At 70.7% G+C, this 14,376-nt stretch carries 10 protein-coding genes; 9 read left to right on the top strand and 1 reads right to left on the bottom strand.

All coding sequences use genetic code 11. The features are described from left to right. Positions 1–263 precede the first annotated feature (263 nt). The gene (mmuM, locus tag ADX84_RS10785) at positions 264–1,163 is read right to left on the bottom strand and encodes a homocysteine S-methyltransferase (protein WP_049571519.1); all 900 of its coding nucleotides are present in this window, start codon (positions 1,161–1,163) and stop codon (positions 264–266) included. A 96-nt stretch (positions 1,164–1,259) separates the two neighbouring features. On the opposite strand from mmuM, the gene ADX84_RS10780 reads away from it, so the two are divergent. The 9 genes from ADX84_RS10780 to ftsZ all read left to right on the top strand — a co-directional run bounded on the left by ADX84_RS10780 (position 1,260) and on the right by ftsZ (position 14,269). After that, positions 1,260–2,924, top strand: coding sequence for a UDP-N-acetylmuramoyl-L-alanyl-D-glutamate--2,6-diaminopimelate ligase (locus ADX84_RS10780; RefSeq protein ID WP_049571516.1), 1,665 nt, complete (start codon positions 1,260–1,262; stop codon positions 2,922–2,924). Between the two features lie 388 nt (positions 2,925–3,312). After that, a complete protein-coding gene (gene murF / locus ADX84_RS10775) occupies positions 3,313–4,761 on the top strand; it encodes a UDP-N-acetylmuramoyl-tripeptide--D-alanyl-D-alanine ligase (RefSeq protein WP_049571513.1) in 1,449 nt (482 codons plus the stop codon). After that, a complete protein-coding gene (gene mraY, locus ADX84_RS10770) occupies positions 4,758–5,831 on the top strand; it encodes a phospho-N-acetylmuramoyl-pentapeptide-transferase (RefSeq protein ID WP_049571509.1) in 1,074 nt (357 codons plus the stop codon). Before murF ends, mraY begins: the two co-directional genes overlap by 4 nt. Positions 5,832–5,835: 4 nt before the next feature. Next, on the top strand, positions 5,836–7,305 hold the full coding sequence (gene murD / locus ADX84_RS10765) for a UDP-N-acetylmuramoyl-L-alanine--D-glutamate ligase (RefSeq protein ID WP_049571507.1): 1,470 nt from the start codon (positions 5,836–5,838) through the stop codon (positions 7,303–7,305). 227 nt (positions 7,306–7,532) lie between these two features. Next, a complete protein-coding gene (ftsW, locus tag ADX84_RS10760) occupies positions 7,533–8,972 on the top strand; it encodes a putative lipid II flippase FtsW (RefSeq protein WP_049571505.1) in 1,440 nt (479 codons plus the stop codon). Continuing rightward, on the top strand, positions 8,969–10,129 hold the full coding sequence (gene murG / locus ADX84_RS10755) for an undecaprenyldiphospho-muramoylpentapeptide beta-N-acetylglucosaminyltransferase (protein WP_049571503.1): 1,161 nt from the start codon (positions 8,969–8,971) through the stop codon (positions 10,127–10,129). Before ftsW ends, murG begins: the two co-directional genes overlap by 4 nt. Next, positions 10,126–11,580 (top strand): UDP-N-acetylmuramate--L-alanine ligase, encoded by a 1,455-nt coding sequence (gene murC / locus ADX84_RS10750; RefSeq protein WP_049571500.1) that lies wholly within the window; start codon positions 10,126–10,128, stop codon positions 11,578–11,580. Before murG ends, murC begins: the two co-directional genes overlap by 4 nt. A gap of 13 nt (positions 11,581–11,593) precedes the next feature. Further along, on the top strand, positions 11,594–12,346 hold the full coding sequence (locus ADX84_RS10745) for a cell division protein FtsQ/DivIB (RefSeq protein WP_049571497.1): 753 nt from the start codon (positions 11,594–11,596) through the stop codon (positions 12,344–12,346). A 456-nt stretch (positions 12,347–12,802) separates the two neighbouring features. Beyond that, positions 12,803–14,269 (top strand): cell division protein FtsZ, encoded by a 1,467-nt coding sequence (gene ftsZ, locus ADX84_RS10740; protein WP_049571495.1) that lies wholly within the window; start codon positions 12,803–12,805, stop codon positions 14,267–14,269. Positions 14,270–14,376: the final 107 nt, after the last annotated feature.

Below are 14,376 nucleotides of genomic sequence, written 5' to 3'. Positions count from 1 at the left end.
AAGGGCTTGTGGATAACCCGCGAAAGCTGCCCGGGTGTGTTATGTAATTCGTCCCAGACGGTAACCAGCCGCGACACGGGGCACCTTTGGGCGCAGGCCTGGGGTGCTGCTTCCCTCGCTGCCGCCTTTTCGTTCGCGACAGTAACCAGCCGCGACACGGGCACCGATCGGCACAGGCCTGTGGGCGCTCCCTCCCTCGCTGCTGCTTTTCGTCCGCAGCATTGACCAGCCGCGACACGGACCCCGATCCGCGCAGTGCTGGACTACGAATTGGCCGGGAGGGAGTCCACGAGCGACCGGATGGCGCGGACGTGTTCGGGCCCGGTGCGGCAGCAGCCGCCCACAAGGGCGACTCCGTCGGCGACCCATTGGGCAGCGGCGTGGCCGAAGTCCTGGGGGTCGGTGGTGCCGGTCCATTGTTGGGCCTCGGCGTCCCAGGTCTCACCCGAATTGGGATAGGCGATCGTGGGGAGTCCGGTGCTGGCGACCTCGCGGAGAAGTGGGGCCACGTGGCTGGGCGGCACACAGTTCACGCCCACGGCGACCAGGCGGTCGAGTGGCGCGAGTTCCTCGGCGACCTGACGGAGGGGCGTGCCGTCGCTGATGTGTTCGGCGTCCGCGCAGGAGAAGCTGAACCACGCGCGGACGTGAGGGGTCTCCTCCAGGAGTCGGGCGAGGGCCCGGGCCTCGGGGAGGGATGGCAGGGTCTCGCAGGCCACGAGGTCGGCACCGGCGTCGGTGAGGACCCGCCAGCGTTCGCGGTGCCAGAGGTGGAGCTCGTCCTCGGAGAGGCCGTAGGCGCCGGTGTACTCGGAGCCGTCGGCGAGGGCGGCGCCGTAGGGCCCCACACTGGCAGCCACGAGGCCGTGGCCGAAGGCGTCGCGTTCGGTGAGGGCCAGCTCCACGGAGCGGGAGAGGAAGCCCAGGGCCTGGGAATGGGAGTAGCCGCGTTGGGTGAAGGCGGCGACGCTGGCTTGGTAGCTGGCAGTGATGGCCACATCGGCGCCCGCTTGGAAGTAGTCGCGGTGCACCTGGGAGACGAGTGCTGGTTCCTCGGCGAGGAGACGGGCGGACCACAGCCCGCCGGAGAGGTCGCGACCGTGGGCTTCCAGGCTCGTGGCCAGACCCCCGTCCAGCACGAGTGGGCGCGTCGGCTGCTTCATGGTGGTACCTCCTACGGGTGAAGTATCGCCCGTGGACAGCGTGGAAATTACCGAGAGGTCCCTCGCAGCCGTTAACCTCCACACGTGCCACCGGTAATGCGACCTGAACACGCCAAACTCCGTCCACTGTCCGACCTCGCAGCGCTGCTCGGGCCGGACGCCACACTCCTGCGCCCAGACCTCGGCGCGGACCGTCCAGCGGACATGCCCGACCGGGAGATCCATGTCCGCGGTATCACCCACGACTCGCGCAACGTGCGGCAGGGCGACCTGTACGCGGCCCTGCCGGGTACCCGCGCGCACGGCGCCGACTTCTCCCAGCAGGTGGCCGAGGCCGAGGCCTCGGCGATCCTGACCGACGCCGCGGGCGCGGACCGCGCGGCCGAGACCGGCTTGCCCGTGCTGGTCGTTCCGGACGCGCGCGCCGCGCTGGGAACGGTCGCTGCCTGGGTCTACGGCGAACCGGCCCAGGACCTGCTCCTCGTGGGCACCACCGGGACCAGTGGCAAGACCACGGTCACCTACCTGATCGAGTCCGGCATGCGCCACGCCGGGATGAGCACGGGCCTGGTCGGCACCGTGGAGATGCGTGTGGGCGACGAGCGCGTCGCCTCCTCGCTGACCACACCGGAGGCCACGGACCTCCACGGCCTTTTCGCGGTCATGCGCGAACACGGGACGACGGCCGCCGCCATGGAGGTCTCCAGCCACGCACTGGCCCTGGGCCGCGTGGGCGGCACCCGTTACGACGTCGCGATCTTCACGAACCTGTCCCAGGACCACCTGGACTTCCACTCGGATCTGCGCGACTACTTCGACACCAAGGCGCGCCTGTTCTCGCCCGAGTACTGCGACATCGCGGTGGTCAACGCCGATGACCGGTTCGGCCGAGCGCTGGTGGACATGGTGCAGGGCCGCGGCAAGGTCCCGGTGACCACCTTCGCGGTGGAGGGCGCCTCGGACGCCGGCCCGGAGAACGCCATGGCGGCGGACTGGACGGCGGTTGACGTCAAGCTCGGCGCCACCGGCAGCACCTTCCGCATCGTGGGCCCCGGCGGCATGGAGGCCCGCGCCTCGGTGGCGCTTCCGGGTCCGTTCAACGTCTCCAACGCCATGGCGGCCGTCGTGGGTCTGGTCGAGGCCGGGATCCCGCTGGAGACGGCGATCGCGGGCGTGGCCGCGGCTCCGGGCGTTCCGGGCCGCATGGAGCCGGTCGAGGTCCGGGGGAACTCGGGGTCGCAGGACTTCGCTGCACTGGTGGACTACTCGCACAAGCCCGGCGCCATCGAGGCCGTGCTCAGTGCGCTGCGCGAGACCACCGACGGCCAGGTCACCATGGTGGTGGGCTGCGGCGGCGACCGCGACCGCGCCAAGCGTCCCCTGATGGGCGAGGCCGCCGCGCGCCTGGCCGACCAGCTGATCATCACCAACGACAACCCCCGTACCGAGGACCCCGTCGCCATCGCCGCCGCGATGCTGGACGGCGTCGCCAAGGTCCCCGAGGACCAACGGGCGCGGGTCACCGTGGAGTTCGACCGCGCCGAGGCGATCGGCCTGGGTGTGCACCGGACCGGCCCCGGCGACGTGGTGGTGGTCGCGGGCAAGGGCCACGAGACCGGCCAGTACGTCAAGGGCGACGTCCTGCCCTTCGACGACCGCGAGGTCCTGCGGGGCGCCATCGAGGACGCCCTGCGCACCCGGGCGAGCGAACGGCTCGGCAACGCCCTTCAGGACGTCCATCGGGTGCCTGACGAGGCCTGAGGCCACGACACACCCGGGGCGCGCCGAACTTGGTGCCGTCCTCTTTCCGGGACGCGGTCCCAGACCGCGTCCCGGTGCTGTCCCCCTCCGTGACGTGCACGAATCACATGTGAGGTGCGTGTCGACGGTCACGAAGTGGAGCATATTGCTTCGCACAGGGCCCTGCCGGGACCCCAGACACCCCAACATGTTCTAAGGTAGGTCCGGCAATCGCAGCCCGACACGTGCCGCCCACACAGGCGCCCGCGGCCCGGTACCAGCCGGAGTTCGTGGCCCGGCGCGGCACCGCGCGCACGGTATCCGCGGTGCCATCCCCTGACCCGATCCCGAGGCCGGGTGGCCAATGCCCTTGGGGCGCCGTGGGCCGGGCCTGACATGAGGAGTGGATTTGATCGCGCTCACGCTCGATCGGATCGCTGAGATCACCCAAACCGCCATCGGCGGATCAGCGCGCCCCGACGCCGTCGTCGACGGCCCCGTTGTCATCGACTCTCGACAGGTGGAGCCAGGAGCGCTCTTCGTCGCCCTGAGCGGTGAGCGGGTCGACGGACACGACTTCGCCCAGACCGCCGTGGTGGCCGGAGCCGTCGCGGTCCTGGCCTCGCGCCCGGTCGACGCCCCCCACCTCCTGGTGGACGGTGGCGACGACGAGGTCGTGGCGGCCCTGGCCCGACTCGCCCGGCACGTGGCCACCGAACTCAGCGACCCCGCGCGCGGAACGGCCACCACCGAGGTCGTGGGGGTCACCGGCTCCTCCGGGAAGACCACCACGAAGGACCTCATCGCCCAGGTCGTCGGAGAGCTGGGCCCCACCGTCGCCCCCGCGGGCTCGTTCAACAACGAGATCGGCCACCCGCTCACGGTGCTCCGCGCCGACACCGCGACCAAGAACCTGGTGCTCGAGGTCGCGGCGCGCGGGATCGGGCACATCGCCCACCTGTGCAGGATCGCCCCGCCCCGGATCGGCGTCGTCCTCAACGTCGGCAGCGCCCACATGGGCGAGTTCGGCGGCCGCGACGCCATCGCCAAGGCCAAGGGCGAGCTCGTGGAGTCCCTGCCGCCCGGAAGCGAGCGACGCGGGGAGGGCGGCGTGGCCGTCCTCAACGCCGACGACCCGCTCGTGCGCGCCATGCACTCCCGCACCGAGGCCCGCGTGGTGCTCTACGGCACCGCCGAGGACGCCCAGGTGCGCGCCACGGACGTCACCATCGGAACCGACGGCGCCCCGTCCCTCACCCTGAACCTGCGCGGCCGCACGGCCCGGGTCCAGCTGGGACTGGTCGGCGCCCACCAGGTCAGCAACGCGCTGGCCGCCGCGGCCGTCGCCGACGACCTCGGGATGGACATCGAAGACATCGCCGCCGCCCTCGGCGCGGCGACCCCGGTCAGCCGCTGGCGCATGGAGGTCACCGAACACCACGGTGTCACCCTCGTCAACGACGCCTACAACGCCAACCCCGAGTCCATGAGGGCGGCGCTGACCACCCTGGGCGCGCTCGCCCGGGACCGCCGGTCCATCGCGGTGCTCGCCCACATGGCCGAGCTCGGCGACGACGGCGGGGCCGAACACGAGAACGTGGGTGAGATGGCCGCCGAGACCGGCGTGGCCCACCTGGTCGTGGTCGGCGAGGCGGCCGAGGGGATCGCAGTCGGAGCCGAACGCGCCGCCCAGCAGGGGCGGTGGCGCGGTGAGAGCATCCGGGTTCCCGACGCGGAGGCGGCAGCCGACGCGGTGCGCGAACGGATGCGCACAGGAGACGTTGTCATTGTGAAGGGATCGCGCGTGGCTGCGCTCGAAAGGGTCATCGACCTCATCACCAAGGGTGATGTCCAGTGATCGGCATCACCATAGCGGCGGGGCTCGCGCTGATCATCTCCATGGTGCTGATGCCGCCGCTCATCAAGCTCCTGTACCGGTTCAAGTTCGGCCAGGAGGTCCGCGACGACGGACCCGAGGGCCACAAGACCAAGCAGGGCACGCCCACCATGGGCGGCATCGTGATCATCCTCGGCGCGGTGGTGGGCTACTTCGGTTCCCACCTGCTGCTCTGGGCGATCCAGCCCGCCGCCTCCGGGCCCACGGCCTCCGGCCTGCTGGTGATGTTCCTGTTCGTCGGCATGGGTTGTGTCGGCTTCCTGGACGACTTCATCAAGATCTACAAGCGCCGCAGCCTCGGTCTGCGCAGCGGCGCGAAGATGGTCGGCCAGGCCGTCATCGGTGTCGGGTTCGCCTACGGCGTCACCCAGTTCCCCAACGGCTACGGCTACACCCCCGCCGCCCCCCAGCTGTCGTTCCTGCGCGACTTCGGCCCGCCGCTGATGATCGGCGTGTTCGTCATCTGGGCGCTGTTCCTCATCGTGGGCTTCTCCAACGCGGTGAACCTCACCGACGGCCTGGACGGTCTGGCCACCGGCGCGACCATCCTGTCGCTGGCCGCCTACGTCATCATCGGCAACTGGCAGCTGCGCCAGTCCTGCGTGGAGGCGCTCACCTCCAGCTGCTACACGGTCCGCGACCCCCTGGACCTCGCCGTGGTGGCCTCCGCCGTGCTCGGTTCGTGCATCGGCTTCCTGTGGTTCAACGCCCCGCCCGCCAAGATCTTCATGGGTGACACCGGTTCGCTGGCCCTGGGCGGACTCATCGTGGGTCTGGCCATCACCACCCGCACGCAGCTCCTGCTGCTGCTCATCGGCGGTCTGTTCGTCATCATCACCATGTCCGTGATGATCCAGATCACCTCGTTCCGCCTCACCGGCAAACGGGTGTTCCGCATGGCGCCGCTCCAGCACCACTTCGAACTCAAGGGCTGGGCGGAGACCACCATCGTCATCCGCTTCTGGATCATCCAGGGCCTGTTCATGGCGATCGCCATCGGGCTCTTCTACCTGGAATGGATGCCAAGCTAGAGGCATGCCGCACCACCATCCTTCCGACTCGTCCCGCACCGCCGCCCCCGCAGGGGGCGACGACCCCCTCGCGGGCGCGCGGGTTTGCGTCGCCGGTCTGGGTGTCTCCGGGCCCCCCGTTGCCAGGGCACTCCTGGCCCGGGGCGCCCGGGTGGTCGTCGTCGACGGACGCGACGACGACACGACACGCCCGGTGGCCGCCGCCCTGACCGAGGCCGGCGCCGAGGTCGTCCTGGGCGACACCCCGCTGCCCGAGGACTGCGACCTCGTGGTCACCTCGCCCGGTTGGCGTCCCGACTCCCCGCTCCTGGTCCGCGCCGCCGAGGCCGGGGTGGAGGTCATCGGGGACGTGGAGCTGGCCTGGCGGCTCAAGCCCGCCGACCAGGTGTGGCTCGCCATCACCGGCACCAACGGCAAGACCACCACCGTGCGCATGTTGGAGTCCATCCTGCGCGCGGACGGCCGCGACGCCCTCGCGGTCGGCAACGTCGGCACCCCGATCGTGGACGCCGTCCTGCCCGACGCCGACGGCCACGTGCACGACGTCCTCGCCGTGGAGCTGTCCAGCTTCCAGCTGCACTGGTCCAACAGCGTCCGGCCGTACGCCGCCACCGTCCTCAACGTCGCCCCCGACCACCTGGACTGGCACGGGGGACTGGAGCCCTACGCCCGCGCCAAGGGCAGGGTGTTCGCCCAGGGCACCATCCGCGTGGTCAACACCGCCGACTCCTGGTCCGTCCGTCTGGCCGAGGAGGAGGGCGACCCGCACACCCCGGTGGTGGGTCTGCGCCTGGACACGCCGCGCGCCGGTGAGCTGGGCGTGGTCGAGGACCTGCTGGTGGACCGCGCCTTCGTGGCCGAACCGCACAGCAGCGCGGAGGAGCTCGCCTCCCTGAGCGACGTCCGCCCGGCCGCGCCGCACAACGTCGCCAACGCCCTCGCCGCCGCAGCCCTGGCCCGCTCGGTGGGTGTGGCCCCCGCCTCGGTCCGGGCGGGTCTGACCGCCTTCGTGCCCGAGCCCCACCGCATCGCGCACGTGGCCACGGTCGCGGGCGTGGACTACGTGGACGACTCCAAGGCGACCAATCCGCACGCCGCCGCGGCGTCGCTGAACTCCTACGACTCCGTGGTGTGGATCGCGGGCGGCCTGCTCAAGGGGGCCGAGGTCGACGGTCTCGTCGCCGGTGCCGCCTCCCGCCTCCGTGGTGCGGTGCTGATCGGCGCCGACCGCGAGCGCATCCGTGAGGCCCTGGTCCGGCACGCCCCGGACATCCCGGTGGTGGAGGTGGAGGGTCCCGAGCCCGACGCGCCCACCGGACACACGGTGATGGACGCGGTCCTCGCCCGGGCCACCGACCTCGCCCGGGAGGGCGACACGGTGCTGCTGGCCCCGGCCGCCGCCTCCATGGACATGTTCACCAACTACCCGGAGCGCGGCCGCTTCTTCGCCGAGGCGGTCCACCGGCTCGGCTGAACCGATCCCGGCCTTCTGCGGTGTGCAGAAGCCGAAGCGGAGCGATCCTCGAACACACACTGAGTGATCAGAGGCCACCCCTGCGTCATATCTGACGCGCGGGTGGCCTTCTGTGTGCCGCGTGGCACCCCACACACCGCCAAAGATGGCCAACACGCGGGAAATGTCCACGGTTCCCGACCCGCCGGTACGCAAGTATTGAGGCGCTAATCGTGCGGAGGGTGTGGATGGCGACGACAACGATTCCCGGGGTGTCCCGCACCCGGGAACGCACGGCGGCCGGTGGCCGCGAACGGGGCCTCTGGCGTGAGTGGGCCCGGTCCCTGGACCGTCCCCTGACCTCCTACTACCTGATCCTCAGTACCGGGGTCATGCTCATCTCCCTGGGCCTGGTCATGGTGCTGTCCTCGACGATGGTCAACTCCATCACCGAGACCGGTTCGGCCTTCTCCGTGGTCCAGCGGCAGATGGTGTCGGCCATGATCGGCCTGCCGCTCATGGTGTTCGCCTCCCAGCTGCCCCTGTGGGTCTTCCGCATGGTCGGCTACCCGGCGATGATCGTGTCCGTGGCACTGCTGCTGCTCACCGCCTTCCAGGGCACCGAGGTCAACGGTGCGATGCGGTGGCTGGAGGTCGGCGGCCTGGTCATCCAGCCCTCCGAACCGGCCAAACTCGCCTTCGCCCTGTGGGGCGCCAACATCCTCGCCCGCAAGGAGGAGCTGAAGGACCTCACCGAGTGGCGGCACCTGCTCATCCCGCTGGTGCCCGGCTGCGGACTCCTGGTGCTCCTCGTGCTGCTGGGATCGGACCTGTCCACCTCGCTGGTGCTGCTCCTCATCTTCCTGAGCCTGCTCTGGGTGGTGGGGGCGCCCGCGCGGCTCTTCGTGGCCATGTTCGGCCTCGTCCTGGGGCTGGCCGCGATCGTCATCGCGATCGAGCCCTTCCGTATGACCCGTATCGCCGTGTTCCTCGACCCGGAGTCGGACCCGAGCGGTACCGGTTTCCAGTCCCTGCACGGTCTCTACGCCCTGGGCACCGGCGGCATCTTCGGGGTCGGCATCGGCGCCAGCCGTGAGAAGTGGGGCTTCCTGCCCTTCGCCGAGTCCGACTTCATCTTCGCCATCATCGGTGAGGAGTTCGGGCTCATCGGCACCCTCTTGGTCCTCGGCCTGTTCGGCATGCTGGGCTACGCGGGCCTGCGCGTGGCCTTCCGCGTCAAGGACGCGTTCTCTCGACTGGCCGCCTTCGCGATCGTCACCTGGATCATCGGCCAGTCCATGATCAACATCGCCGCGGTCATCGGTCTGGTCCCCGTCACCGGCATCCCGCTTCCCCTGGTCTCCTACGGCGGCTCGGCGCTCATCCCGACGATGATCGCGCTCGGGGTGCTGCTCGCTATCGCCCGAAACGAGCCCGAGGCCCAGAAGGCCCTGGCGGCCCGGGGTCCCACTCGGGTCCAAAGGGCCATAAGCTGGCTTGGCCTGGAGAACATCGCCGCTTCCGTCCGTAATCAGAGCGGTTCGGCGCCCTCCAAGCGCACCACCGCGCCGCGCACCCCCCGCAAGTCGGGTGAGCGCGGTGCCAGGACTGGTGCCAAGACCACGGCCAAGAACAAGAGCGGACCGGTCCCGGCGGGTGACCGGCCAAGGAGGAATCGGCGACGATGAGGGTAGCCCTCGCCGGAGGCGGCACGGCCGGGCATATCGAGCCCGCACTCTCCCTAGCGGACGCGCTCCGGCGCGTGGACCCCAACACGGAGATCCTCTGCCTGGGAACGGAGCGGGGCCTGGAGACCCGGCTGGTCCCCATGCGCGGCTACGAACTGGGCCTGATCCCGGCGGTTCCCCTGCCGCGCAGGCTCACCCCACAACTGCTCACGGTTCCCGGCAAGCTGGCGGGCGCCCTCAGCGCGGCGGGAGAACAGCTGGACAAGCTCCAGGCCGACGTCCTCGTCGGCTTCGGCGGCTACGTGGCCACCCCCGGCTACCTGGCGGCGCGGCGCCGTCGCATCCCCATAGTGGTGCACGAGGCCAACCCCCTCCCGGGCCTGGCCAACCGCCTCGGCGCGCGGCTCACCCCGCACGTGTTCACCGGCCACCCGCACACCCAGATCCGCAACGGCCGGTTCATCGGCATCCCGCTGCGCCAGCAGATCACCTCGCTGGACCGGCTGGCCATGGGCGACAAGGCCCGCGCCTACTTCGGGCTGCGCCCCGACCTGCCCACGCTGCTGATCTTCGGCGGCTCCCAGGGCGCCCAGCGCATCAACGAGACCGCCTTCCAGGCCGCGGGGGCCTTCCGCCGCGCGGGCGTGCAGGTCCTGCACGTGGTCGGCCCCAAGAACGCCGACGAGCCCCAGGACCTCACCCAGGACGGCGTCCCCTACGTCGCCGTTCCCTATGTGGACCGCATGGACATGGCCTACGCCGCCGCAGACGTGGCGATGTGCCGCTCCGGGGCCATGACCTGCGCCGAACTCACCGCCGTGGGCCTGCCCGGCGCCTTCGTGCCGCTGGCCATCGGCAACGGCGAGCAGGCGCTGAACGCCGAGCCGATCGTCCAGGCGGGCGGCGGCCTGATGGTCGAGAACGCCAACGTCTCGGTCGAGTGGATCACCGGCCAGCTCATCCCGCTGCTCACCGACACCGACCGTGTCGTGGCCATGTCGGAGGCGGCCGCCCGGATGGGTCGCCGTGACGCCGACTCCGAACTGGCCCGGGAGGTCCTCGCGATCGCCCGCGGCGACAAGCCCACCCCAGAGATACAACTGTCCGACGACGACGGCGAGGACGCCTTCTACGACGACGGGAAGGACACACGATGAGCCTGGTCAAAGCGACCGACCCGGTCCCCGTCGACGAACTCGGCCGCACCCACTTCATCGGCCTGGGCGGGGCCGGCATGTCCGGCATCGCCCGCGTGCTGCTCCAGTCCGGGGTCGAGGTCTCGGGCAGCGACGCCCGCGACAGCGAGACCCTGCGCGAACTCGAGCAGATGGGCGCGGAGGTCTTCGTTGGCCACGCCGCCGAGAACCTGGGCAAGGCCGACACCCTGGTGGTCTCCTCCGCCATCCGCGAGGACAACCCCGAACTCGCAGAGGCGCGCGCCCGTGGCATCCGCGTCCTGCCCCGGGCCGCCGCCCTGGGCGCCCTCCTGCTGGGCCGCGAGGGGATCGCGGTCTCCGGCACCCACGGCAAGACCACCACGACCTCCATGGTCACCGTGGTCCTCCAGCACCTGGGGGTCGACCCCGGGTACGTGATCGGCGGCAAGCTGGTCACCACCGGCCTGGGCGCCGACGCCGGGATCGGCGAGGTCATCGCGGTGGAGGCCGACGAGAGCGACGGGTCGTTCCTGATGCTCTCGCCCAAGGTCGCCGTGGTCACCAACGTCGAGGCCGACCACCTGGACAACTACAGCGGCATCGACGAGATCCACGCGAACTTCGCGAACTTCGTCGACCGGGTCGAGCGCGCCCTCATCGTCGGGATCGACGACCCGGGCGCCCGCACCGTCGCCGAACTCGCCCGTGAGCGCGGCAAGAAGGTGCTCACCTACGGCGAGGCCGAGGACGCGGACTACCGGATCACCCGTATCCGGGCACGCGGCTTCACCACCGAGTTCACGCTTACCACCGCCGACGGCGAGCCGATCGACGGCACCCTGGCCGTACCCGGACGGCACAACGTCCTGAACGCCGCCGCGTCCGTGGCCGTCGCCGACGAACTCGGCCACGACCTGGAGATCGCGGTCGAGGGGATCGCCGACTTCGCCGGCGCCGCCCGCCGGTTCGAGCTCAAGGGCGAGGGCAACGGTGTGGGTGTCTACGACAGCTACGCCCACCACCCCACCGAGATCGACGCGGACCTGCACGCCACGCGCGCCGCCCTGCGCTCCTTCTCCGAGGACGCCGGGGAGGAGATCCCGCAGGGCCGGGTGGTGGCCCTGTTCCAGCCGCACCTGTACAGCCGGACCCGGATCTTCGCCGAGGAGTTCGCGACCGCCCTGAGCCTGGCCGACGAGGTCGTGGTGATGGAGGTCTACGCCGCACGTGAGGACCCCGAGCCCGGTGTGACGGGGGAGCTCATCACCTCGAAGGTCTCCCACGACGGAGTCCGGTACGTGCCGGACCGCGCGGACGCCGTGCGTACGGTGGCCGCTCTGGCGCGCCCCGGGGACATCGTCCTCACCATGGGCGCCGGTGACGTCACCGAGCTGGGGCCGCTGATCGTGGAGGAGCTGGCGCGGAACGCAGAAGGTACCGAAACCAGCTAAGAGGAGCACGCACGTGGCCGCTGACCGCAACAGTGCGAAGACCACGGAACGGGACGGGGAGGGCGGTGGGAGCGCCGCCCGCAAGGGGTCGGACCCCTGGAAGGTCGCCTTCGCGGTCCTGCTCGTCGTGTCACTGGTCTGCGTGGTCACGTGGGTGCTGCTCGGATCCCGCCTGCTGGTCGTGCGCGAAGTCGCCGTCACCGGTCTGGACCGGGTCTCGAAGGAGGAGGTGGTCGCGGCCGTGGCCGTGGAGACGGGCACACCCCTGGTCAGGGTGGATGTGGACCAGGGCCGCGACCGCGCCGAGGGACTCGACCTGGTCCAGTCCGCCGAGGTGAGCCGGGGCTGGCCCGCCACCCTGAGGGTGGAGGTGGTCGAGCGTCGTCCCCTGCTCGCCATCCGCGTGGGGGAGGAGTACCGGCTCGTCGACGGCGACGGCGTACGGATCGAGGACTCCGCCACCAGGCCCGGCACGCATCCGCTGGTCCGGGTCACCGGCGAGATCGAGGACAACACGGCCGTCCGGGCCGCCGCCGACATCGTCCAGGAGGCACCGGACTCCCTCATCGCGCAGATACAGCTGATCGACGCGACCGACACCGACGACATCACCGTGGAACTCGGTGACGGGTCGGTCGTGGAGTGGGGTGACGCGCGCGACACCACCGGGAAGAGCGACGTGCTGCGCGTGCTGATGCGCGAGCACCCGCCCGAGGGCGGGCGCGTCTACGACGTGGGAACCCCGGACCTGGCCATCGTCCGGTGAAGCGCACCCCAAGTAACGGGATGGTCGCACAGGAGTCGGGGCAAGAGCCGTGCACGGGGACAAGGGGTACGAGTGGGAGCTCGGCGCCGCGAACCGAATCCTTCGCAAGGACATTCCAGACGCGACGCGCCGAGTGCGCACTTCGCTTCCTCGCGTTATACGCCGTTAGGCTGAAGTCGTCACCGGTTGCCCGCACCCGACGGTCCGCTTACTGTCGGGAAGCACAACCAACGTCAACAACGCAGTAAGACACGCTTTCAGGGGTACACGAGAACCGTTCGAGAACGGTCTTCGGTGGCCCCGGGTCTCCCAACTCACGGTCGCCTCCGGGCACTGTGCGGGGGTACCCGAAACGCACACTGTAGAACCGGATGCCGGACCGCCGGCGCACCCGATGGCCCACGGCCAGCGGACGCGGAGACGGAACGGCGTAAGCGAGCGGAAAGGCCCCTCGTCGTGGCAGCACCGCAGAACTACCTCGCGGTCATCAAAGTCGTCGGTATCGGCGGCGGCGGTGTCAACGCCGTCAACCGAATGATCGAAGAGGGGCTCAAGGGCGTCGAGTTCATCGCGATCAATACCGATGCCCAAGCGCTGCTGATGAGCGACGCGGACGTCAAGCTCGACGTCGGCCGTGAGCTCACCCGTGGCCTTGGCGCAGGCGCCAACCCCGATGTCGGCCGCAAGGCCGCCGAGGATCACCGCGAGGAGATCGAGGAGGTCCTCAAGGGGGCCGACATGGTCTTCGTCACCGCTGGTGAGGGAGGTGGCACCGGCACGGGGGGAGCTCCGGTCGTGGCCAACATCGCCCGCTCCCTCGGGGCACTCACCATCGGTGTGGTCACCCGTCCCTTCGGTTTCGAGGGCAAGCGGAGGGCCACCCAGGCCGAGTCGGGGATAGCGATGCTCCGTGAAGAGGTCGACACCCTCATCGTCATCCCCAACGACCGGCTGCTGTCCATCTCGGACCGCCAGGTCAGCGTCCTGGACGCCTTCAAGGCGGCCGACCAGGTCCTGCTCTCCGGTGTCCAGGGCATCACCGACCTGATCACCACGCCGGGCCTGATCAACCTGGACTTCGCCGACGTCAAGTCGGTCATGTCCGGGGCAGGATCGGCGCTGATGGGGATCGGATCGGCGAGAGGGGACGACAGGGCGGTCGCAGCGGCCGAACTGGCGATCTCCTCGCCCCTGCTGGAAGCGAGCATCGACGGCGCACACGGCGTGCTGCTGTCCATCCAGGGCGGCTCCGACCTCGGACTGTTCGAGATCAACGAGGCGGCGCAGCTGGTCGCCAACTCGGCGGCCCCCGAGGCCAACATCATCTTCGGCGCCGTCATCGACGACGCCCTGGGCGACGAGGTCCGGGTCACCGTGATCGCGGCGGGCTTCGACGAGCCCGAGGTGTCCAGCCCCGCCGCCACGCGGGAGCGCCAGCCGGTGGACCCTCCTGAGGCCGTCGCCCCCACGGCAGGCATCACGTCCGGCAGGGAGGAGTCGTACGCGAAGGCGACGCCCCCCGGCACGGACGCGAGCGGGGCGCCGGCCACCAGCATGCCGTGGATCGCTCCGTCCCGCCCGGCCCAGCCGGTGCAGGAGGCTCCTCGGCCCGCCATGCCGCCGGTCCAGCCCGCGGTGACCCCGGAACCGGTCCGTCCCGAGCCCCAGCAGGCCCCGGCCGAGCCGGTCCAGGGCAACGGCTACCCGGTCCCGAACGCCGAGCCCGAGTCGGCCGAGCCGGAGCCGGTCCAGGCGGAGGAGACCACCGTCCCGGAGCCCGAGGCCGCTGAGCCGGAGGAGCAGGCGAACCACGTCCACGCGGTGTCGGAGGCCTCCGAGCGCCGCAGCGAGGTTCCCACGCCCCGCCGCCGGGTCATCTTCGACGACCCGGACGACCTGGACGTCCCGGAGTTCCTCAAGTAGTCCCGCACCACCCCGGTACCATCGACGTGTCAGCGGCCCCGACCCATCTGCGGCGGGGCCGTCGCCGCCCTCGGTGGGGCGCGGCGGAGGGCGGCTGGGGCGACCCG

This window comes from Nocardiopsis sp. SBT366 (genome assembly GCF_001083815.1).
GTDB classification, from domain to species: Bacteria; Actinomycetota; Actinomycetes; order Streptosporangiales; family Streptosporangiaceae; genus Nocardiopsis; species Nocardiopsis prasina.
The sequence above is the reverse complement of the archived record's forward strand: the minus strand, read 5'-3'. Positions and strand labels throughout refer to the sequence as shown.

Excerpts from the sequence above, each read along its gene's own strand:
- mmuM (WP_049571519.1), bottom strand. The coding sequence starts at position 1,163 with ATGAAGCAGCCGACGCGCCCACTCGTGCTGGACGGGGGTCTGGCCACG.
- ADX84_RS10780 (WP_049571516.1), top strand. The coding sequence starts at position 1,260 with ATGCGACCTGAACACGCCAAACTCCGTCCACTGTCCGACCTCGCAGCG.
- murD (WP_049571507.1), top strand. The coding sequence starts at position 5,836 with ATGCCGCACCACCATCCTTCCGACTCGTCCCGCACCGCCGCCCCCGCA.
- ftsW (WP_049571505.1), top strand. The coding sequence starts at position 7,533 with ATGGCGACGACAACGATTCCCGGGGTGTCCCGCACCCGGGAACGCACG.
- murG (WP_049571503.1), top strand. The coding sequence starts at position 8,969 with ATGAGGGTAGCCCTCGCCGGAGGCGGCACGGCCGGGCATATCGAGCCC.
- murC (WP_049571500.1), top strand. The coding sequence starts at position 10,126 with ATGAGCCTGGTCAAAGCGACCGACCCGGTCCCCGTCGACGAACTCGGC.